This window comes from Atopobium deltae, from assembly GCF_001552785.1.
GTDB classification, from domain to species: Bacteria; Actinomycetota; Coriobacteriia; order Coriobacteriales; family Atopobiaceae; genus Atopobium; species Atopobium deltae.
The window spans coordinates 39,162-60,427 of the sequence record NZ_KQ959492.1; the positions used below are offsets into that span (position 1 = coordinate 39,162).

Genomic DNA, 21,266 nt, shown 5'->3' on the forward strand with positions numbered 1-21,266 from the left:
GTCGCCAGGCGAAACCTAAATGTGTGGCTCGATCTTCTCCTGAATTTTTTTGAGTGTACGACGAAGCAGACGAGACACCTGTACCTGCGAAATGCCAAGTTTATCAGCAATTTCTGCTTGCGTGAGGCCATCAACAAAACGCATACGAATCACTTCCTGCTCACGCGGAGAAAAATCGCGGATCGTTTGCTCGATGACCATGCGGTCGTCCGCCATCGCAAGCGCAGTGTCCTCGCTGGCGTACTTATCGATCACCGAAGGCGCTTCGTCGTCATCCAAGGAGGTCGTCTCCAGAGGAATAGCACTGTAGGCGCTGCTGGATTCCATAGCTTCCAGCACTTCGTCGACGGACGTATCCAAGTACTCGGCGATTTCCTCAACCGACGGGCTTCTCTGCAAGCTTTTGGTTAAGGCCTCCGTAGCCTGGCTGACCTTAGCCGAAAGCTCCTGCAAGCGGCGCGGCACACGCACTGACCAGCCCTTATCACGAAAGTGACGCTTGATTTCTCCCATGACGGTGGGGGTTGCGAAAGTCGTAAATTCTAGTCCACGCGAAAGGTCAAAGCGGTCGATGGCCTTAATAAGACCAACGGTGCCCACTTGGATTAGGTCGTCGAGGGGTTCTCCGCGGTTCTTAAACTTGGCAGCCAAAAAGCGCACCAAGTTAAGGTGATTCACAATGAGCTGCTCGCGGGCGTCTTCATCGTTGTGATGCTTATAGCGCACAAAAAGCTCGTGGGTGCGTTGCTTATCCCATGCGAGCTTGTGCGACGAGCGCCGTGTTGACGAGCGTCTTGTACTAGTTGGCATTGGCACCGCCTACACAGCTCGAGCACTTCATAAGGTGCAGCTGCTTATGATCTTCGTCAATAGCGTATTCATCACAGATGGCCGATAAGAGCAGGTCAGCGTACTGCAGCGCATCATCGTCGGCGTGATGTACGTCGCCCAACGAAAAATCGATGCTCACAGATTGTGGCGCGAGCGTAAAGGTAATTTCACACAACGAAGCACCTGTGGCGCAGGCGTAGACAAAGCCCTCTTCTGCGGCCATGCGCAAATCTTCGACATCGTCCACGTCCATGTTGATAACAACGGCCAAATTTGCAGCTGTCATACGAACGCAGCGCGCAAAACGCGATTGCGCAGGCACGCTTAAGCTAACAACATTACAACTCATGGTTCTCCTTTATATTGGCTTGATTCGCCGTTGCCGAGTCCTCCGCTGTCGTATCTATCGTTGCCGAGAAGTTCGCGCGCGGGGTGCTCGCGCCTACAGTGCTCTCGGTGCTCGGGTAGGTGAAGTAATGCGATTTCTCGGTTTGAGGAGGCGTGGCGGGGGTCGGTGTCGCTGCGGCGCCAGGTGCAGCGGATGCGGCTGGCGTCGTCTCGTTGGTCTTCTCGGCAGGCGTAGCGGAAGCAGCACCTGTCGGCGTTACACCCGACGTTGCCTGCAGCACATGATCAAAACCTTGTTTTGCCGAGTCGAAGCCCTGCTTAGCCGAGCTGCTAATCTTTTCGAACAGACCCGAAACACCCGAAGCGGCGCGGGCACCTAGTTTGTTGACCGTGCCAGAAAGCTGGGCGCCCGTCGAGGTCACCGTCGAGACGTCCTCCAGGATTTCGTCCGCTCGAACCAAGGTAACCGTCAATGCATCGACCGCTGTCGAGGTCTTATCGAGCAGCGGCTCGAGCTGCTTCGAAGCCTGCTGGAGCTCATCGACCACCCCGTCTAGCTTTTGCACAACGGGTTTGACCTCCTCGGCTGTCTCGGTCACGGCTACAGAAATATCCCGCAGCGATTTGCGAGAAGAGCGCATCGTGAAGGCCAGCTCAATGACGGCCCAGATGCCAGCAACGATCAGTACGATTAATGCAATTTCGAGTGGTGACATTTCAAGTGGTGACATATGGTCAACCTTTCACTAACGAATCTCATTGCTAGTCATTGTACCCACAACGCCCGCCTTACGCACAGCTCATCGAGCCTCAGTATCGGAGTTGACATGAGCGCCTGGACCGGCACCAAAATCAGGCGCGCGGTGATAACGCTGCGCTTCTTGCTGCCTGAGCGCTTCCCATCCACGAGGCGAGGACTCGAAGAAAGCCCCTAGCTTGAGCCCATCGGGCAAATACTGTTGCCAAACCCATCCGTCAGGATAATCGTGCGGATATTTGTAAGGTCCATAGCTGTCTGACCCAGGGCGATGACGATCTCGCAAATGCGCAGGAACTTCTCGCAAGGGTCCGTGCCGAACCTCGTTGAGCGCCGCATCAATGCCCGCCTCGGCGGCGTGCGACTTGGGGGCAAGCGCGTTATATAATGCCGCCTGTGCCAAATTAATGCGACACTCGGGATAGCCAATGACCTCGGCTGCTTTGAACGCCGCATGGGCCACAAGCAGCGCTCTTGGATCGGCGTTGCCAATATCTTCCGAAGCGGCAATCATAATGCGACGAGCAATAAATTTGGGGTCTTCACCTGCATCGATCATGCGCGCGAGCCAGTACAGGGTTGCATCGGGATCGCTGCCGCGCATGGACTTGATGAACGCCGAAATGCAGTCATAATGCATGTCCCCCGCTTTATCGTAGGAAAGCTGCGTATGAGGGCTTGCGTCCTGCACATGCTCGGTGGTGATATGGCACACAGTGGCTTGCGCGTTGGCGAGAAGATCGCTGGGGTTGTCATCGGAGTTGTCGCCGGGCTTCTCGGCAGCATCAGCTGCGCTTGGCTGTGCCAGCTGGCTAGCCAACTCAAGCGTCGTTAACGCAAAACGCGCGTCGCCAGCAGCAATGCGGATCAAGGTCTGCCGTGCCTCGTCATCAAGCGCAAAACGTCCCGCAAGACCATTCTTATCGGCAAGGGCGCGATCAAGAAGCGCGGCGATGGCCTCGTCGGGAAGCGGCGTAAACTCAACCACTCGCGAGCGGGAAAGCAGCGCCTGATTTACCTCGAAGTACGGGTTTTCGGTCGTGGCACCGATGAGTACCACGATGCGATTCTCGACAGCTGCCAGCAGCGCGTCCTGCTGAGAGCGACTAAAGCGGTGAATTTCGTCAATGAATAAAATGGTTCGCTTGCCATACGAATAGAGCCGCGATTGCGCCTGCTCGATTTCTTGGCGGATATCCTTTACCGTGCCCGTAATGGCCGAAAGCTCGACAAACGTTGCCTGCGTGTGCGCCGCAATAATGCGCGCAAGGGTCGTTTTGCCCGTGCCCGCAGGGCCGTACAAAATGACTGACGATAAGACATCATGCTCGATAGCACGACGCAACCATGAACCGGGTCCTACCGCAGACGTCTGACCAACAAAATCATCAAGCGTCGTTGGACGCATACGCACAGCAAGAGGGGCATTTTTTTGCGCGAGTGCACGGTGTGCATTCGAAAATAAAGTATCCATATAGCTAGTGTAACGCACCAGCATAGCGGCGGTGGGGAACTGCTGCAAGTTTTAACGTTTATCTCAAAAAGGTTAAAAGATGTAGTTTCTTTGTTGTGGCGCTCAACCATGTCTTATGCTACTAAGTTAAACCTTACGGGGTTGCGCGGGCTTGCGACCACACGAACTTCTCGGCCGCGCTAAAGTTCACGCAAGGTTCGCACACTATACATCACTACGCGAAAAGGAGTCGTTGAGCATGTCATTTACTGCACCGATTATTGGTATTACCTCTCATTGCGAGATAACAGGACAAAACACCATTAATAAGCAGTATGCTCAATATATCGCCAACGCTGGTGGCATCCCTTTGATTTTCCCCCTGATAGAAACGCTGCACAAAGACGCATCTCTGCTGGATATGCACGTGAATGCCTATCTTGAGCGCATTGATGGGTTGTTGCTGACAGGCGGTGGTGACATCGACGCCAACTCTTTTGGTGGAAGTGTTTACGAGTCCTACAGCCATGCTGAGCTGGTCGACACCTGCCCTGTACGCGATACATTTGAAGGCGCGTTGTGCAAGCGCGCTTACGAGCAGAATCTTCCCATTCTAGGCATTTGCCGCGGCATGCAGCTGCTGAATATCGCACAAGCAGGGCGCATGGTACGCGATTTGTCCGAGCAGCCAGGACTTTCGGCCAGCGCCAAGCATCACAACGTAGAGCCTTACGATAAGCCCGCTCACCACGTCACGCTGGAGGCTTCCAGCAAGCTTGCACAAATCTTTGGTACCACGCAGCTTGCGGTTAACTCTCACCATCATCAGGCGGTAAGTACGCCTGGTTGTGGCATTCGCTTTGTGGGTTGGGCTGACGATAAGACCCCCGAAGCGCTGGAAGTTGACGATAAACCCTTTGTGATTGGTGTACAATGGCACCCCGAAGTATTGGGGACACAGCCACAACTTTTTGAAGCATTTGTTAACGCAGCGCGCGAGCGTAGTCGCCGAACATAGCAAAACACGCAAGAGAGGCGTGCAAGGAATTTTAGGAAGGTAGCCATGCCCACATATTCATCCGATGCGCAAGCGTCTGGCGTGCATACGCCCGATGCTCATCCGTCCGCCGCGTCTAGCACGTCTGATGCACTGCGCGCGTCTGGTACGCCGCGCACGCCTGGTGCAGGATCTTCTGCCCTTACCACACGCTCGCTCATTATTGGCGCGATAGGTTCAGCCATTCTTACCGCAAGTTCGCTGTTTATTGCGCTGCGCATGGGCATGCTTCCGTGGCCCATTTCGTTTGCGGCCATTGTGTCGGTTTTGGCGCTCAAACTTTTCCGCTCGCATAACCTGCACGAAGCCAACGTGATGCACGCCGCCATGAGTGCAGGATCAATGATCGCAGGAGGGCTTGCGTTTACCATCCCTGGCCTGTGGATTATGGGTATTGGACAAGACTTACAGCTCCATGAGGTTCTTATCGCAGCACTTGCAGGAACCCTAGTGGGTCTTATCGCCTGCCAAGCGTTGCAACCGTATTTTATTTGCAATAAAAAGCTCGTCTTCCCCATTGGCTCGGCTGCTGCCGATACCCTTGTAGCCGTGGGCGACAACGAGGCTGCTGATGCTCCCGCGCTCTTTTGGGGTCTTGGGTTTTCGGGCCTCTACGCGGCTGTGCGTGATGTGTTTCACCTGTTTCCCAACATTTTGTTTGCGAGCAGCGCGCTCAAAGGCGTGGCGCTCGGCATTTTTAATTCTCCTTTGAGCATCGCACTGGGCTTCTCGGTCGGCGTTGTACCAACAGCCGTTTGGTTTTTAGGTGCGCTTATTGGCCATTTTGGTATTGTGGGGCTGCTCCCCCATCTTGGGCTTGTGACGCTGCAGCAGGCACTCGATATGCGCATGAGCTGCGGACTTGGCCTGATGTTGGGTGCGGGTGCAGGCACAATCATTCATTCGGTGCTTGCCCACAAAAAGAAGCAGGCGGCGGTGGAGGCTATGCAGTCGGCATCAGCTGACGAAAAGATTAGCGGCCAGCCCGACGACGCAGCCGACGACGCAGCCGACGGCGCGGCACAGACATGCGACGCACAACTATCGCCCAAGGCACGTCGCCTGAACTGTGGTCTCAATCGCATTGCTCTTTTTAGTGCGCTTGCCGTGGCGCTTATCTGCACAGGTCTGAGGCTCGATATTGTTGCAAGTACCGTCGCAGTGGTAGCAACCTGGTTTTGCATTTATCTTTCGGCGTGGCTGACGGGCACTACGGGCATCAACCCCATGGAAGTTTTTGGTATGCTGGTGCTTTTGTTAGTACAGGCCCTCTTTAGAGTACAAAGCATGAAGCTTTTGTTCCTTATCGCCTGCGTGGTTGCTGTGGCATGCGGCATTGGCGGAGACGTCATGAACGATTTAAAGGCTGGCGATAAGCTCAACACCAATCCACGCGCACAGATGGCTGGCATGACCGTTGGTGCTCTGGTTGGTGTCGTGGTTGCTTCATGCTTGTTGATGGGCATGTATCATCTGTATGGTGCGAGCTCCTTTGGACCACAAGCGACCTTTGTCTGCGTGCAGGCAGCCAACGTTGCTGCCATGGCTGGAGGCATTGCTCATATGGGTGGCTTTATCGTAGGCCTTATCCTAGGTGGCATTCTTGCTGCTACAGGACTGCCCGTCATGACCCTCGGACTTGGCGTTTACCTACCCTTCTTTTTGTCGAGTGGAGCGGCCGTAGGAGCAAGCCTTAAGTTTGTTGTTTCCAAAACAAAGCTGCTCCCAAAATCCAAAGTCGATGGTTTTGTGTCAGGACTGCTTGGCGGCGAAAGCCTCGTAGGTGTACTCATTGCCCTTATCGGCCTGGTGAGTTTCATTCGCTAAGCGCTAACACGCTGGCGCGCCGAGGACTTTACACAACGCCGCTACACAGCGCACTTGTGCAGCGCTCTTACCAACACACCTGCGCAGCGCGCTTACGCAAAGTAGCTGTAGTGCGGGAAGCGCTCGGCATAGCTCGGATCAAGATGCTGACACAGAGCCACAAAGTAGTCATCCGTCATGGAGGCAATGTAGTCTACGGCCGTTAAATCGTGATCATCCTGCCAAGCGTAGCGCTGGCCGTAATATGCCAACGAGCGCTCGAGCGGCTTAATATGATGCACAAACAGCGGATTTTCCTCGTCTCCTTGCTGCATCCAAGTCAGGCACTGCTCGTAGAGCATCTCGAACAGCTCATCCACGCGGTTCGAAAGATCCCCGCTCACCTCGTGCGTCAGGTAAATCTTCTCGTAATTTTCGCGTTTTGCACGAGCCAGCTCAGCAAAGGCCTCATCACTCATCGAAATCTGCGTCGAACCCAAACTGTGGCGCACGATATCGTTGCTAAACGCCGATAAGGCCCAGGTGTTGTAGCGACTTCCCAGTCCATCATCGAAGGTCTTCTCGTTAACAATTCCTGCACGAACGGCGTCTTGGCGGTCCTTGCCAACATAGGCGAGAATATCGGAAATACGCACGATACAGCCTTCGAGCGTCATGGGACGCAGGTGCAAAATCGTGTCGTTGCCCGTAGCCCAGCAGGCCTCGACAATGTGGTCAAACTCCTCAAAGCTGTGCAGATTGCTGGTCTTAAATACCTGCTGTTCAAACTCGCCGTTGTGACACAGCGCACCGTCGAGCATCTGCAAACTGATGTTACGGCGGTACAGCACATCGAGCACGCGGGCGCTCATCACGTTGTGGAAAAACCAGCGGCCTGTACGCTCGTGATATACCTTGTTCAAAAAGTACTCCCCCGCGTGACCGAAGGGCGTGTGCCCAATATCATGACCCAGAGCGATGGCTTCGATAAGATCGGTGTTTAAGCCTAGAGCGCGACCCATGTCACGGGCAATACGTGCTACGAGCTGCACGTGGAGACCGCGACGGCAAAAATCATCCTGCGGTCTAAACGAGAAGACCTGCGTCTTGCCCGCAAGACGGTTATATGCCTGCGTGTGCATGATCTTCTCGACATCGCGCACGAACGCACCGCGCAGAGGTGTTGCAGCATCCTGCGGAGTATTTTCGCGACGGATAACCGCGTCGTCGTTGCAGCGATACGGATTAAAGCGCTTATAGTGCTGATATTGCTCGACAAGCTCCACTTCTGCAGCACTGAGCGACTGCGTCATATGCGGTGCGAGCGGGTTGATGCATGTTGTCTGGGAATCCATCTGTGTTGCAAGTTTCGACTGATTTGCCATCTTCGACTGAGCTGCCATCTGAAAATCCTTTCCCTTATGTTTTTCGCTTACAGCATAGCGCAGGGGTCGGACACAACTTTTGTCGCGGGTGGATTTTCGCATTATGAGCGGAATTATTACGAGCGAATTTGCGCACGCAAACTTGTTATGAGCGGATTATCTGGGCCAAGTGCTCAGCGATACAGATATGCCCTTGTGCGTTGGGGTGCTCGAACCCATCGGCCAAAAGTGCAGGATCATGATCGAGCAGCTTTGCACCATCTACTACCTGCATCTGTGCATAGGGTGCAACCGCCTTGCGGATGATATCAGGAATGTCCGCTATACAACTGCGCGGATGCGTGGAAAATGGTCCCTGCTCATACCACAGTGGTGTCAAAACAAAGCAGGACACCTGCGGCCAGCGTGCATGAATACCCGCAAGATAGCGCTTCACATCGCGAGCAGCTTTTTGAGCGGGATATACTTCATAGCGATAATTCACACCAAACGAAACCACGATGCATGCAAGGTCAAGCGTTCGAGGGACTTGTCCAGAGACTGGTGCGTTCGTCGGCTGCGGCAAACTTTCGGGCATAAAGACTTGCCCACCAACGCCCTGGTTTATGAGTTCAAAATCAAGACTTTTTGCAAGGCAGCAAGCCCACGAATCTGATGGATCACCGCAGATAAACCCTTGCGTAATGGAGTCACCAAGCACCAACAGCTGTGGTCTAGCTGCCAAAGGACGCAAAAGAGTCCCATTTGCGTACAAATAACGCAACTCACAACTTTGCAGCGATGGCAAAAATATGCGGACCGAGAAGAGCTTGCTGGAGTCGTGAGGCTTTTCGAGATCGTGGAGGTTCTCGGCATGCGCGAAATCAGATGCGGCGAGCGCTAAACGCAAGGTATGCGTATGAGCCGTGTGAGGGCCAGGCGTCTGTGCATATGCCAAAAGCATGCCTTTGTACTGGCCATTTACTTCGTAGGAAAAGCCATCAAATATGGCGAGTTGCGCATCACCAGATTGTGAAACTTGTGCTTGCTGCATTAGCTCAAACGAACGCTTGGTTCCTACGCTTGGTTCGTGAAGACGCACTTCAAGATCGACAGAACTCGCATCCGTTTGAAACGCCACAACTATCCCTGCACTGCAGGCAGCCATATCGCGATATAAGCCTGGATGCCAAGCAGCACAGCTATGGAGCGCTTCTCGCTGCTCACGGGTAAAACGTCCAGGTAAAACCCATCCGTCATCGCCGCGTTGCACACTCACACAGCCCTGCACAAAATCAAGGGCGAACGCCTTTTGAAGTTCGGTGTTTTGGCGCGCAGTGCTGCGGGACGTGCTGTTTTGGGACGCGTCGTTATGAGACGTATCGTTTTGAGGCACTCCGTTGTGAGGCGCGCCGTCAACGTACTGATATGTCAAAGGCTTCTGCGTCATGATCTTCTCTCCTAGCAAACACTATAACTGAACAAAGGTACGAGATGAGCAAGGTTTCAATAAACAAGGTAGGCGGTAAAAACCCCAAAAACGTTCAGGACTCAACAAAACGCACATGAAAAATTTCGCGCACGGCACCCGATGCACCGCCCAAAACTGATAGGCTATAAGGTAAAAAAGTCTGAGGAGATCGCATGAAAACACTGCACATTAGCTGCGCTATTATCGTTCATAAAGGGCACATACTCGCCTGCAAACGCGAGGATGAGCGCTTCTGCGGCTGGGAATTTCCTGGCGGAAAAATCGAGCCAGGCGAAACCGCCGAGCAAGCCTGCCTACGCGAAGCGCGGGAGGAACTTTCGGTTGAGCTTGGGCCTGGATTTTTCTACGACACTGTCGAGTACGACTACCCCGATTTTCACCTCACGATGGAATGTTTTATCTACGAACTCAAAGAAGGTCAGATGCCCCAGCCGCGCGTGCATACCGAGCTGCGCTGGCTTGAACGTGGCGAGCTACTCGCTGTAGACTGGCTTGCTGCCAACGTCAATCTTGTCAAGAGTATGGGCTTTTTATGGGAACATATCTTTGCTGAAGGATGCCTCTAGGGCCCCACAGTCCATGGGTATCATAAAAAATGACTCATGTTGAGTATATGGAGTATTCTCATGGTAAGCGTACATATTCTCATGATGAGTGTTCATGTTCTAACGAAAGGCATGATATAGGTGATCAAAACCGCAGTTCAGATACACAGACTGACACACAAACCACCACATATATTTCGTCTGACGAGAAGGTCGACAACGTAGCAGCTAATTCGACGATTGATAAACCCGTCGAGTCAGCAAGCGCAACAAACTACACGCAACAGCACGAAAGGAATGGTATGAGTAAGGCAGATACACAATTCATTCGGATGTGCTCTGACATTATTGAGCATGGTACTACAAATAATAGCGAGCTTGTCCGTCCCCACTGGGAAGATGGTACGCCTGCCTATACCATCAAACAGTTTGGTGTCTGCAATCGCTATGACTTGCGCGAAGAATTCCCTGCGCTCACCTTGCGACGCACGGCACTCAAAAGCGCTATGGACGAGGTGCTGTGGATCTATCAGAAGAAGTCCAACAACATTCATGATCTAAAGTCACACATTTGGGATCAATGGGCCGACGAGACTGGTTCTATCGGCAAGGCCTATGGCTATCAAATCGCGCAGGTAAGCCATTACCCCGAGGGCGATATGGATCAGATGGATAAGGCACTGTACGACCTGAAGCACACGCCATTTTCGCGCCGTATCATAACCAATATGTACACTTTTGCGGATCTCTCGGAAATGCATCTTTACCCATGCGCATATTCGGTAACCTACAATGTGACGCAAGGACCCAACGATCCCAAACCCGTCTTAAACATGCTTTTGATGCAGAGAAGCCAGGACATTTTGGCAGCAAATAACTGGAATGTTGCACAATATGCCATTTTGTTGATGATGGTGGCTCAAACCTGCAAGATGCAGGCAGGTCAGCTGGTACACATCATCAGCGATGCGCATATTTACGACCGCCACATCCCCATCATCAAAGAACTCATCACCCGTCCTACCTACCCTGCGCCCAGTGTCACGCTCAATCCCGAAATTGACGATTTTTATGCCTTCACCACCGACGATCTTATCGTCGAAAATTATCAACATGGCCCACAGGTCAAAAATATTCCTATCGCAATATAAGGTTGTGGTGTCATTATGAGGGCAATTGTTGCAGTTACCAGTGATTGGGCCATTGGCTATAAGGGGCAGCTGCTCATTCGTAATAAAAGCGATATGAAACATTTTGTGGCACACACTACGGATGGCACCGTGATTATGGGGCGCACCACGCTCGAAAGTTTTCCTGGAGCAAGCCCCCTTCCCCGCCGCCGCAACATCGTACTCACGCGAGACATGAGCTACGCGCCAGAAGGCGTCGAGGTGGTGCATTCTATCGAGCAAGCGCTCGCGGCTGTGCGCGATGATGACCCGCAAACGGTGTGGTGCATCGGTGGACAAAGCATCTACGAGCAGCTTTTACCCCACTGCAGCGAAGTGATTGTCACTAAGCACGCTTGTCAGCGCCCAGCGGACGCCTGGTTTGTGAATCTCGATGCCGACCCGACCTGGCAGCTTGTTGATACCGAGCCGGGCGGCATTACCGATGAGGGTATCGAGTTTCGTTTTTTGACCTATCGTAAGCGCTAAACTATGGCATGACTGGCTGCACGATCGCCGATCACAGACGACCGCAGCCAGCCAGATAAAAATCACTCGCTAAGCCGTGTGCATCATAACCAACTGAAGACAGCTATCAGCATTCGCATACAACGAGTGCGGTGCATCAGGCGCCAAATAGATGCTATCCCCTGCGTGCATCTGGTATTGCGTCGTGTCGACCGTGAAGAGAAGATCGCCCGATAGAAGCGTTACCACGACCATATCGGGTGATGTGTGGGTCGCAATGCTCTGACCCTGCGCAAGGGCAAGGTGTGTGAGCTGAAACGCTTTCGTTTGAAGCGGTATTTTTGACAGGATCCCATCTTTTGTTGTGGGCATGTTTTTGAGTATTTCGAGCAGTGGTTTTGACTCGGTAGCTGGCTGTATATCTGACATGAGTGTTCCTCCCACTTATGCTTTGGGCTTCTCGGTTAGTCTGTGTTGGTCGCAGATTTTGCTCTTACGTCGACCTTCTTGGCTCGTTTGCCTACTTCTTGGGCTTCTCGGCCACCAAGGCAATGCCACACAAACTGTCCTTGTAACGTGCAAAAGTCGCACGCATCTGCTTAACGCGCGACAAAGCCCCTGGAATGGTCAGGGCGTTTTTAAGGATGCGCAACACGCGCACAAAGCCCTCGTCGGCAAGGTTGCGACGCGGATCCATTAAGAGCATGGGCGCCGTCTGCGTAAAACGCACGACAAAGCCAGCATTCACCAACAATTGCGTCCACTCACTGGTGGTGAGGGGGCGTGCCTGCACCTTAATGGCGCGCGTCACATCCTGATGAATATGCTTTTTGAGTTCGTCGTCAATATCGTCTGGCAAAAGCCCTAGTTCGTGGATGGCATAGCGACCGCCCGGGCGCAAAATGCGAAAAGCCTCGCCAATAATAGCTTTTTTATCTTCCAGCGTCTGCATGGTAAGCATTGCCTCGCCCACCACCACGTCAGCACTGCTTGAAGCAAGGTCAGTCTTTTGAGCACAACCCAACTGGCAGCTGCCCTTTGCCGCAACAATGTTGTTGACCAGCGCAACGGCATCGGGATTGGCGTCGATACCGCGATATGATTTGGGTTGCATCTGCAGTATTTCTTGCGCCGTACGGCCAATACCAGGCGCAATCTCAACAATGTCAGCGTCAGTCACGTGCGCTTGCCTCAGCATCGCTTTCGTGAGCGCAAGACCACCAGGTCGCAAAACTCGTTTGCCAAGGCGAGCCAAAAGCCAGTGGCCAGGCACGGTTGCAATGTTCTTATCTTCAAAAGCAGGTGTTGCCATCTGCGTCACCTCTCTATGTCAGGCGGCCTGGTGTTTATGCGCTATATGCTATGTACGGCGTTATTGCCAATCGGCAACATCAATCCACGAAAGCAATGCTTCTTCGTGCTCATGATGATCACGCGCAAGTTCTGCGGCCGCCACAATGGGGAACCAGCGGTAAACCACTTGCTTGGGAAAATCAGCGCGCTCACAGTACAAATCCAGATACGACTTCGCGAGTTTCTCGTCATCAAACGAGAAGAGCATGTAGGTCATAGCAACATCGGCCGCGGGGGTACCTTGTGTTGCATGTGCCCAGTCTAAAATAACGAAGCTGCCATCGTCAAGTACCAAGACGTTGGTGGGATTAAAATCTCCGTGGCAGATGCGGCGACGGCGCTGCATGCCGTCAAGAAGCATGTGCAGGTCATAGCGCGTCGTGGCATTGAGCATCGTCAACGAGTTAATCATACGAGCAAACTTATCCTTTTGACGCGGCAGCAAGGGGGCCGTGTGGCTTTGAATGTCGAGCTGCAGGGTAACAAAATCGCTCAAATATTGCTCGGTCTTCTCGGGATGGACGCTCATAAGCTCGGCCAAGGTCGGTGCCTCAAAACGCTCGGTCTTGAGTGCCCAGCAGCCGTTATCAAGGGGCGATACCTCGAGAAGCTTGGGCGTAGCAATACCCGCTTCGTTCACACGGGTCAAGTTGAGTGCTTCGTTTACCACGTCCGAAGCGGGCTTTTTCTCGTTAAAGGCTTTAACAATGCTGTCGCCGCAATCCCACACAATTTTATTAACGCGGCGAACGATTTCTTTTTTGGACTCAGAAAGTTTCATGGGTACTCCTTGGGTCAAGATCTTTGGGTAAGATCCTTTGGTTAGATTAGGTGCGGGTGCGTCTAATCCTCGTACGTCGTAGCAGGGCGTCCGTAATAGGCATCCATAAACAGGCTCTTAATTTCTTCGATCAGCGGGTAGCGCGGGTTGGCTGCGGTGCACTGATCGTTAAATGACTGCTCAGACATATCGTCGAGGGTGTCGAGGAAGTACTGCTCGTCAACGTTATATTCGGCAATCGTGCGCTTAACACCCACGTGATCGCACAGGTCATAAATCTTGGCAATAAAGTTTTCGAAGACCTCGTTGTCGTCAGCACCCATTACGCCACAAAAACGTGCAGCTTCAACATAGCGCTCGAAGGTTTTGGGGTGATCGTACTGCGGGAAGGTACCCATCTTTGCAGGGCGCTGTGCAGCGTTATAGCGAATAATGCGTGGCTCCAACACGGCAAGTGCCAAACCGTGAGGGATGTGATGGAAGGCGCCCAGCTTGTGCGCCATCGAGTGGTTCACGCCCAAGAAGGCGTTGGCAAAGGCAAGGCCAGCCATGCAGGAAGCGTTGGCCATGTGGTCACGAGCCTCTACATCGTTGGGGTTATCGTATGCGCGAGGCAGATACTCAAAGATCAGCTTCATACCACGCAAAGACAAGCCTTCCGTATAATCGGATGCCATAACCGAAACAAAGGACTCGATGCAGTGCGTCAAAGCGTCCAGGCCCGAGGCAGCCGTCAAGCTCTTGGGCTGCGTCATCATGTTGTCGGTGTCGATGATTGCCATATTGGGCATGAGCTCATAGTCAGTGATGGGCCATTTTACGCCCGTCTCGGCATCGGTGATAATGGCAAACGGTGTGACTTCGCTTCCCGTACCCGACGAGGTGGGAATAGCCACAAAGAAGGCCTTTGTGCCCAGCTTGGGGAAGGTGTAAATGCGCTTGCGGATATCCATGAAGTCAACGGACATGTCCTCAAAATTCTGCTCGGGGTGCTCGTACATAGACCACATGATCTTGGCTGCGTCCATAGCCGAGCCACCGCCGATGGCGATGATGCAGTCGGGCTCAAAGGCACGCAGCTGCTCGGTGCCCTTAATGGCATCTTGCAGCTTGGGGTCGGGCGAGATGCTCCAGAAGCTGGTGTGAATAATGCCCAGCTCATCGAGGGTATTTTCAATAGTTTTAGTAAAGCCACTCTTGTACAAGAATTGGTCGGTGACAATAAAGGCACGCGATTTGCCATAGACCTCTTTGAGCTCGCGCAACGCAACGGGCATGCAGCCCTTTTTGAAATAAACCTTCTCGGGAGTACGAAGCCAAAGCATATTTTCGCGCCTCTCTGCGACTGACTTGATGTTTAACAAGTGCTGCGGACCAACATTACCCGACACCGAATTACCGCCCCACGAGCCGCAACCCAGGGTCAGTGATGGGGGCATCATGAAGTTATACAAATCGCCGATACCACCTTGCGAGGCAGGCGTGTTGATCAAAATGCGGCAGGTTTTCATAGCGTTGCGATGCTTTTCGAGCTTTTCTTCCTCGTTGACGTTAATGAACAGCGATGAGGTGTGACCGTAGCCACCGTCGGCAACCAGACGCTCGGCCTTAGCAAGAGCCTCGTCAAAAGTCTTGGCCTTATACATGGCAAGCACAGGCGACAGCTTTTCGTGTGCCATCTCCTCGGAGGGGTCGACGCTGGTGACTTCACCGATCAAAATCTTGGTCGAGCGAGGCACCTCCACACCTGCGAGCTGCGCAATCTTGTAGGCCGATTGACCAACGATTTTTGCATTGACGGCGCCATTAATGATGACGGTCTTGCGCACGCGGTCGAGCTCCTCGCCCTGCAAAAAGTAGCAGCCACGGTGCGCAAACTCAACGCATGCCTCGTCATAGACGTCGGCCAGTATTGTGACCGATTGCTCGGAAGCACAAATCATGCCGTTGTCAAAGGTCTTAGAGTGAATGATGGAGTTAACCGCAAGCTTGATGTCGGCAGTCGAGTCGATAATAGCGGGCGTGTTACCTGCGCCAACGCCCAAGGCGGGCTTACCAGAAGAATACGCAGCAGCAACCATACCAGGTCCGCCCGTAGCCAAAATAATGTCCGCCGTGCGCATCAGAGCGTTGGTCAGCTCGAGCGAGGGCCGATCGATCCAGTCGATAAGACCCTTGGGTGCGCCGGCCTTCTCGGCAGCTTCACGCACGACGCGCGCCGCAGCGATGGTTGCCTCTTTAGCGCGAGGATGCGGGCTGATCATAATGGCGTTACGCGTTTTGAGGCAGATAAGCGCCTTAAAAATGGCCGTTGACGTAGGGTTGGTTGTGGGAATAACCGCCGCCACGATACCAAGGGGCTCGGCGACTTCCTTATAACCAAAAGCAGGGTCATCTTTGATGACCCCACAGGTTTTCATGTCCTTATACTTGTTGTAGATATACTCAGAAGCGTAGTGATTTTTAATGACCTTATCCTCCATGACGCCCATGCCCGTCTCTTCGACGGCAAGCTTGGCAAGAGGAATGCGCTGCTTGTTAGCGGCTAACGAGGCGGCATAAAAAATCTTGTCCACCTGTTCTTGCGTAAACGTCGCGAACTTTTCTTGCGCCTTGCGCATCGCGGCAAGACGGCTCGTAAGCTCGTCCACGCTTTGGATGAGTGGCAGTGCCTTGGACATAATTCCCTCCAACATATCCTGACATATCTGACAACGTATGCACAATTTTGCACCGTTTTGTACACGACTTCGTCTGCGGGTTTGACTGCTGTGGCGTTCTCGATACAACGTCGCGCTCGATACAACATCGTTCTTAGCTTTTATAGAGCTTCGTACGCAATCCCGCGCCGACTCTTTTATCATACAAAATTCAGGTGATAAAAAGAGCGATTATTTCAAGAAAGTTACGAGAAATTAGGGTATATACCTGCGGATTGACTAGAAATGCGTGTTCATTTGAAAAAAGTTGACTACTGAAGAGAAGACAATATCGCTTCGAAATGTTCCACAGTTTGGTTGCCACATGAGCTGACGCGAACCCAAGCGTTGCCATTTTTGTCGTAGAGAAGTTCCATGTACTCAGCAAAAGGATTGTCAGCGATGGCGGCGGGTTTAGGCGTTTCGACAACGCCATATTGCTCCTGCCAGGCAGCGACCAACGCCTCGGCTATCTGTGGTGGATCGGATTCACATGCGTCATCGTCAGAAACGCTGTTCGTGTTCGTGACGCTCGTGCTCGTGCGCTGTCGCAGACGCACATCACAGACGGGACCAAAGCCCCCGTGAAAAATACTGGCGGCCGTACGCATACAGGGGTCCGACGCCAGCCCTGGATAGCGAACCTGCGCCACCAAAGGATGACAGTGTGCATAATACGCAAACTGCTGCGCAAAATCACAATGCGCGTGCATGGCGGCATCCAGCTTTGGAAGCGCCTGCAAAGCTTGCATGAGGCGTGGGTCAGACATCGGCACGCACACCTCATCGAGCCTGTCGATAAGATCGCCCAGCAGCGGCAAAGTCTTTTTATGGATGCCCACAACACAGATGCCGCAATCACGTTGCTGCAAAAGGTAATCGAGCTTCTCGATGCAAATATCAGCGCCGACTTGGCAGGCGCTACACAAATGCGAGGTAGGAAGGCTTATATCCACAAGCAAAAGGGACTGTGGACGCGGGAGTTGTCTCACCATCATGCGAATATTATCGAGTGAGGCGGGCGCATGCTGCAGCAGTCTGCTCCAAACCAGCTCGTAAAACTGCGGTGTGCACTGTGACGTTGATTGCTCTTCGGGATGTGCGTCAGACCGCGCTTCGGACGATTGGGATGCAGACGTCTTGTGTGTGGGACGCGCAGGACGGCTAAACAGTGGCCGACGCTCAAACAACGACTGCGCAGCAAGCAGGTTGTAAGCCACGTCGGTCGCTACAAACCAGACGCGAGCCGCCCCAAGACGGCTCGCAAATGTTGTATGTATCTCGGTACTGCTCATTGACCTATGCGGCGCGCGCTTCCTCGCAGTGCGCAGATGCGCCTAGCGGCGCTCGCGAATCTCCGCCGTCAGGCTGTTGATAAACTCGTCGAGCGACGTTTGGTGCGTCTCACCAGAACGATCGCGCACGGAAATATTGCCAGCAGCAGCTTCCTTCTCGCCAAGAATAAGCATGTACGGAACACGATCGATGCTACGCGCTTCACGAATCTTGTAGCCGATCTTCTCGTCACGTGCATCAACCTTCACGCGAACACCAGCTTGACGAAGGCGCTCGCCCACTTGTGCTGCATACCCGCGGGTCTTCTCGGAAACGGGAAGTACCTTTACCTGGCACGGAGACAGCCATGCGGGGAATTTTCCTTCGTACTGCTCAATCAGCATCCCCGTAAAGCGCTCGAAACTACCAAAGCCAGCGCGGTGAATCATAATGGGGCGCTTCTTGGTACCGTCGGAAGCGGTGTACTCGAGCTCAAAGCGCTCAGGTAACTGGAAATCCAGCTGGATGGTGCCGCACTGCCAGGTACGACCCAGGCAGTCCTTCAGATGAAAGTCAATCTTGGGGCCATAAAATGCGCCGTCGCCTTCGTTAATGGTGTACTCGATCCCCATGGAATCCAGTGCATCACGCAGACTCTGCTCGGCATGAGCCCAATCCTCATCGGAACCCATCGAATCGTCGGGGCGAGTCGAAAGCTCAATGCGATACGGGAAGCCGAATTGCGCATAGTACGAGGTAATGAGGTGCGCGGTATCGGTAACCTGCTCGGTAATCTGCTCGGGCGTAATAAAGAGGTGCGCATCATCTTGCGTAAACTCGCGAACGCGGAACAGGCCGTGCAGCGTGCCCTTGAGCTCGTGGCGGTGGTCAATGCCCGCCTCGGCAAGCTTCAAAGGAAGATCACGATAGCTGCGTGGACGATTCTTGTAAATCAGGCATGCACCAGGGCAGTTCATGGGCTTGATGGCGTAATCTTCGTCATCAATGCTGGTGGTATACATGTTGGTCTTGTAGTGATCCCAGTGGCCCGATTGCTCCCACAGCGAGCGTGACAAAATAAGCGGCGTTTGCACCTGCTCATAGCCATAGGCATCCTGCATTTCCTGCCAGTACTGCATCAAGCTGTTGCGAATGCGCATACCATTAGGAAGCCAAAATGGAAAACCAGGGCCAGCCTCGTTTGTCATGAACAGGTCCATCTCGCGACCAATTTTGCGGTGGTCGCGCTTCTCGGCCTCGGCAAGCAGGTGCTCGTACTCAGCGAGCTCATCCTTGGAGCGGAACGCCACACCATTGATGCGCGTCAACATCTTGTTGTTGCTATCGCCTTTCCAATAGGCTCCCGAGACACCCGTCAGCTTGAAGGCTTTAAGCGCTTTGGTGTACAGCACGTGAGGACCCGTGCACATGTCGAGGTACTCGCCCTGACGATAAAAGGTAATGCGCGCATCTTGATCCAAGTCATCAATGTGCTCGGCCTTGTAGAAGCGCTTGTTTTCCTTCATATGCTTTACGGCTTCTTCACGCGGAAGCTCGTAGGGCTCAAACTTCAGATTCTCCTTGCAAATCTTTTTCATCTCGGCTTCGATGGCAGGAAAATCCTCTTCGGAGATTTTGGTACCCTCGGGAAAATCAATGTCGTAGTAAAAACCGTTTTCGGTAGCAGGGCCATAGCCAAAGTCACAACCAGGATACAAACGATTGATTGCCTGGGCCATAATATGCGCTGCCGAGTGGCGCAAAACCATAAGTTCCTGTTCTTCGGAAACCTCAGCTACATGGCCGTCATTAAATAGTGCCTTCATGTACGTCTTCCTCTTTCGGGTAGTGAATCTCACACATAAAGGTTTACCACATATAGCAGCGCGGCGCAGCTCTTATGCGCTATTTCGCAGCGCTCTCCAAACTTACTCCAGTATCATGGCTTACTTTGGCGTCACAACGTAGTCCAACATCATGGCTTGCTCATGGCTTGCTCATGCTTGTGTCAGCATCACAAAGACAGGATAAAAAAGTGGTTATCGATAAAACCGATAACTGGTGCATTAAAATTACGGATACTCAAAGCCTTGAAGTCTCCAGCAGACCTCGTTATAGTAGCCTTTATGAAAAATTTACCGACATATTCCTCTGTCATTGTACAAACCCAATGGATGCTCTAGCCCGAGCGTCTTATCGCTGTGCGCGAATATCGCATGGGCGAGAAAGATGATCGGGCGTTATAAATGCACTTCGTGTTCGCGCGTCTTTTTGAGCACGGGTACAACTGTGCGCCGAGCACAAGCGCTCGCACACTTGGCCCCAAGCCGCAAACCACCCAAACTGCGAGCGGACGGTCTTCTCGCCAGCCGCGCCACCCAAACCGCAAACCATCCAAGCGAAAGTAGAGTTTTGTTGTGATCCGTATTTCTCATCTGACAAAAACATTTGCTTCTCAGCAGGTTCATGCCCTCAACGACGTAAGCCTCACCATCGATGATGGCGATATCTTTGGCATCATTGGCATCAGCGGTGCCGGTAAGTCAACACTCATTCGTTGCTTAAATCTCCTTGAGCGTCCAGACTCGGGACAAATCTTTGTAGACAACCAAGAGGTAACGACGCTTGCCGGCACCGACTTACAAGCGTATCGCCGTCGGGTGGCCATGATTTTCCAAAACTTTGGCCTGTTTGCGCAGCGCACAGCCCTGTACAACGTGTGCTTCCCACTGCTCGCCAAAAACGGGTGCATTAGCGAAAACGATACACACAAAGCTCAAGAGCTCTTAACGCAGGTTGGCCTTGCCGATAAGGCTCATGCGTACCCATCGCAGCTCTCGGGCGGGCAGCAGCAGCGCGTGGCCATCGCGCGTGCCCTTGCCTGCAATCCCGAGTACATCTTGTGCGACGAGGCAACCAGCGCCCTTGATCCCGCGAGCACTGAGGCCATTTTGCAGTTGCTCAGACAGATCAACGCTCAAACGGGCGTCACCATCGTCATTATCACGCATTCAATGGATGTGGTGCGTGATACCTGCAATAACGTTGCCGTCCTCTCGAGCGGCCATATTGTCGAGAAGGGCAGCGTACACGAGGTATTTACGCATCCGCAGCACAGCATCACCAAAAAACTGTTAGGTGTGGAGGGCTGGAATGAATAGCATCGCAAGCAGCATCGCTGAGTTTTTTAACAGCTACGCCGGTCTTATCGGTGCAGGCATCATCGATACCTGCCTGATGGTGTTTCTCTCGACCTTCATCGCTTATCTTTTTGGTATTGCGCTGGGCGTGATTTTGTACATCACCGATGAACACAGCCTGTGCCCTCAGCGCATATGGCATGGCCTGCTGGCGTGGATTGTCAATATTTCACGCTCGATACCTTTTATCATTTTGCTGGTCGCAGTCATGCCTGTTACGCGCGGTCTTGTTGGCACAACAACGGGAGTCGTGGGCGTTATCCCTCCTCTTGTCCTTTCGGCCACCCCGTTTATTGCTCGCATGATTGAGCAGAGCCTCAACGAGATTGATCGTCTTTGCATTGAGGCCGCACAGGCTTGTGGCGCTTCTCTTGGACGCATCATTTTTTCGGTGCTCTTACCGGAATCGCTGCCGTCCATCGTGCGCGGCGTCTCGATCAGTCTGATTACCGTACTTGGCTATGCCGCCATTGTGGGAGCTGTCGGGGCAGGCGGCCTAGGTGACATCGCAATTCGCTACGGGTACTACCGCTACGAAGACCAGGTCATGTTTGCCACAATCATTCTCATGGTGATCATCGTACAAATTATTCAAACAACCTGCGATTTTATCGCTGTACGCATTGATCGCCGATAAGGGCGTCGGGTCATCCACTTTCGGCCGAGAA

At 53.0% G+C, this 21,266-nt stretch carries 19 protein-coding genes; 7 read left to right on the forward strand and 12 right to left on the reverse strand.

From position 1 onward, the window contains the following. Positions 1–15: 15 nt before the first annotated feature. The 4 genes from HMPREF3192_RS03425 to HMPREF3192_RS03440 form a co-directional block, all read right to left on the reverse strand. Positions 16–810, reverse strand: a complete 795-nt coding sequence (locus HMPREF3192_RS03425; protein WP_066305359.1) for a SigB/SigF/SigG family RNA polymerase sigma factor — start codon at positions 808–810, stop codon at positions 16–18. After that, a complete protein-coding gene (locus HMPREF3192_RS03430; protein ID WP_066305362.1) occupies positions 800–1,180 on the reverse strand; it encodes a serine/threonine protein kinase in 381 nt (126 codons plus the stop codon). The genes HMPREF3192_RS03425 and HMPREF3192_RS03430 overlap by 11 nt, the downstream gene beginning before the upstream one ends. Further along, positions 1,170–1,910, reverse strand: coding sequence for a DUF948 domain-containing protein (locus tag HMPREF3192_RS03435; protein WP_066305365.1), 741 nt, complete (start codon positions 1,908–1,910; stop codon positions 1,170–1,172). The genes HMPREF3192_RS03430 and HMPREF3192_RS03435 overlap by 11 nt, the downstream gene beginning before the upstream one ends. A gap of 69 nt (positions 1,911–1,979) precedes the next feature. Beyond that, positions 1,980–3,410, reverse strand: coding sequence for a replication-associated recombination protein A (locus tag HMPREF3192_RS03440; protein WP_082715623.1), 1,431 nt, complete (start codon positions 3,408–3,410; stop codon positions 1,980–1,982). Between the two features lie 238 nt (positions 3,411–3,648). Between HMPREF3192_RS03440 and HMPREF3192_RS03445 the strand changes: the two genes are divergently transcribed. Both HMPREF3192_RS03445 and HMPREF3192_RS03450 read left to right on the forward strand, forming a co-directional pair. Then, on the forward strand, positions 3,649–4,407 hold the full coding sequence (locus HMPREF3192_RS03445; protein ID WP_066305367.1) for a gamma-glutamyl-gamma-aminobutyrate hydrolase family protein: 759 nt from the start codon (positions 3,649–3,651) through the stop codon (positions 4,405–4,407). A gap of 45 nt (positions 4,408–4,452) precedes the next feature. Beyond that, positions 4,453–6,273, forward strand: coding sequence for an OPT/YSL family transporter (locus HMPREF3192_RS03450; protein ID WP_066305369.1), 1,821 nt, complete (start codon positions 4,453–4,455; stop codon positions 6,271–6,273). Between the two features lie 92 nt (positions 6,274–6,365). On the opposite strand, the gene HMPREF3192_RS03455 is transcribed toward HMPREF3192_RS03450, so the two are convergent. Continuing rightward, positions 6,366–7,607, reverse strand: coding sequence for a deoxyguanosinetriphosphate triphosphohydrolase family protein (locus HMPREF3192_RS03455; protein ID WP_066305436.1), 1,242 nt, complete (start codon positions 7,605–7,607; stop codon positions 6,366–6,368). A gap of 175 nt (positions 7,608–7,782) precedes the next feature. Beyond that, positions 7,783–9,066 (reverse strand): SGNH/GDSL hydrolase family protein, encoded by a 1,284-nt coding sequence (locus HMPREF3192_RS03460; RefSeq protein WP_066305371.1) that lies wholly within the window; start codon positions 9,064–9,066, stop codon positions 7,783–7,785. A gap of 194 nt (positions 9,067–9,260) precedes the next feature. Here HMPREF3192_RS03460 and HMPREF3192_RS03465 point away from each other — a divergent pair, with 194 nt between their 5' ends. The 3 genes from HMPREF3192_RS03465 (at position 9,261) to HMPREF3192_RS03475 (ending at position 11,311) form a co-directional block, all read left to right on the forward strand. Continuing rightward, the gene (locus HMPREF3192_RS03465; protein ID WP_066305373.1) at positions 9,261–9,674 is read left to right on the forward strand and encodes a (deoxy)nucleoside triphosphate pyrophosphohydrolase; all 414 of its coding nucleotides are present in this window, start codon (positions 9,261–9,263) and stop codon (positions 9,672–9,674) included. A gap of 281 nt (positions 9,675–9,955) precedes the next feature. Next, a complete protein-coding gene (thyA, locus tag HMPREF3192_RS03470; protein WP_066305437.1) occupies positions 9,956–10,804 on the forward strand; it encodes a thymidylate synthase in 849 nt (282 codons plus the stop codon). A 15-nt stretch (positions 10,805–10,819) separates the two neighbouring features. After that, on the forward strand, positions 10,820–11,311 hold the full coding sequence (locus HMPREF3192_RS03475) for a dihydrofolate reductase (RefSeq protein WP_066305375.1): 492 nt from the start codon (positions 10,820–10,822) through the stop codon (positions 11,309–11,311). Positions 11,312–11,380: 69 nt separating this feature from the next. On the opposite strand, the gene HMPREF3192_RS03480 is transcribed toward HMPREF3192_RS03475, so the two are convergent. The 6 genes from HMPREF3192_RS03480 to thrS form a co-directional block, all read right to left on the reverse strand. Beyond that, positions 11,381–11,719 (reverse strand): cupin domain-containing protein, encoded by a 339-nt coding sequence (locus tag HMPREF3192_RS03480; RefSeq protein ID WP_066305377.1) that lies wholly within the window; start codon positions 11,717–11,719, stop codon positions 11,381–11,383. 91 nt (positions 11,720–11,810) lie between these two features. After that, entirely contained in the window at positions 11,811–12,602 is a 792-nt protein-coding gene (locus HMPREF3192_RS03485) for a class I SAM-dependent methyltransferase (protein ID WP_066305379.1), read from the reverse strand. 60 nt (positions 12,603–12,662) lie between these two features. Continuing rightward, positions 12,663–13,424 carry a phosphotransferase gene (locus HMPREF3192_RS03490; protein WP_066305381.1) on the reverse strand — a complete coding sequence of 254 codons (762 nt, stop codon included), beginning with the start codon at positions 13,422–13,424 and terminating at the stop codon, positions 12,663–12,665. A 62-nt stretch (positions 13,425–13,486) separates the two neighbouring features. After that, positions 13,487–16,105, reverse strand: coding sequence for a bifunctional acetaldehyde-CoA/alcohol dehydrogenase (gene adhE, locus HMPREF3192_RS03495; RefSeq protein ID WP_066305383.1), 2,619 nt, complete (start codon positions 16,103–16,105; stop codon positions 13,487–13,489). Between the two features lie 290 nt (positions 16,106–16,395). Then, positions 16,396–17,418, reverse strand: coding sequence for a PLP-dependent transferase (locus HMPREF3192_RS03500; RefSeq protein WP_066305386.1), 1,023 nt, complete (start codon positions 17,416–17,418; stop codon positions 16,396–16,398). Positions 17,419–17,460: 42 nt separating this feature from the next. After that, positions 17,461–19,224, reverse strand: coding sequence for a threonine--tRNA ligase (thrS, locus tag HMPREF3192_RS03505; protein ID WP_066305393.1), 1,764 nt, complete (start codon positions 19,222–19,224; stop codon positions 17,461–17,463). A gap of 591 nt (positions 19,225–19,815) precedes the next feature. Here thrS and HMPREF3192_RS03515 point away from each other — a divergent pair. Next, the gene (locus tag HMPREF3192_RS03515; protein ID WP_066305395.1) at positions 19,816–20,559 is read left to right on the forward strand and encodes a methionine ABC transporter ATP-binding protein; all 744 of its coding nucleotides are present in this window, start codon (positions 19,816–19,818) and stop codon (positions 20,557–20,559) included. Continuing rightward, positions 20,552–21,235, forward strand: a complete 684-nt coding sequence (locus tag HMPREF3192_RS03520; RefSeq protein ID WP_066305396.1) for a methionine ABC transporter permease — start codon at positions 20,552–20,554, stop codon at positions 21,233–21,235. Before HMPREF3192_RS03515 ends, HMPREF3192_RS03520 begins: the two co-directional genes overlap by 8 nt. Positions 21,236–21,266: the final 31 nt, after the last annotated feature.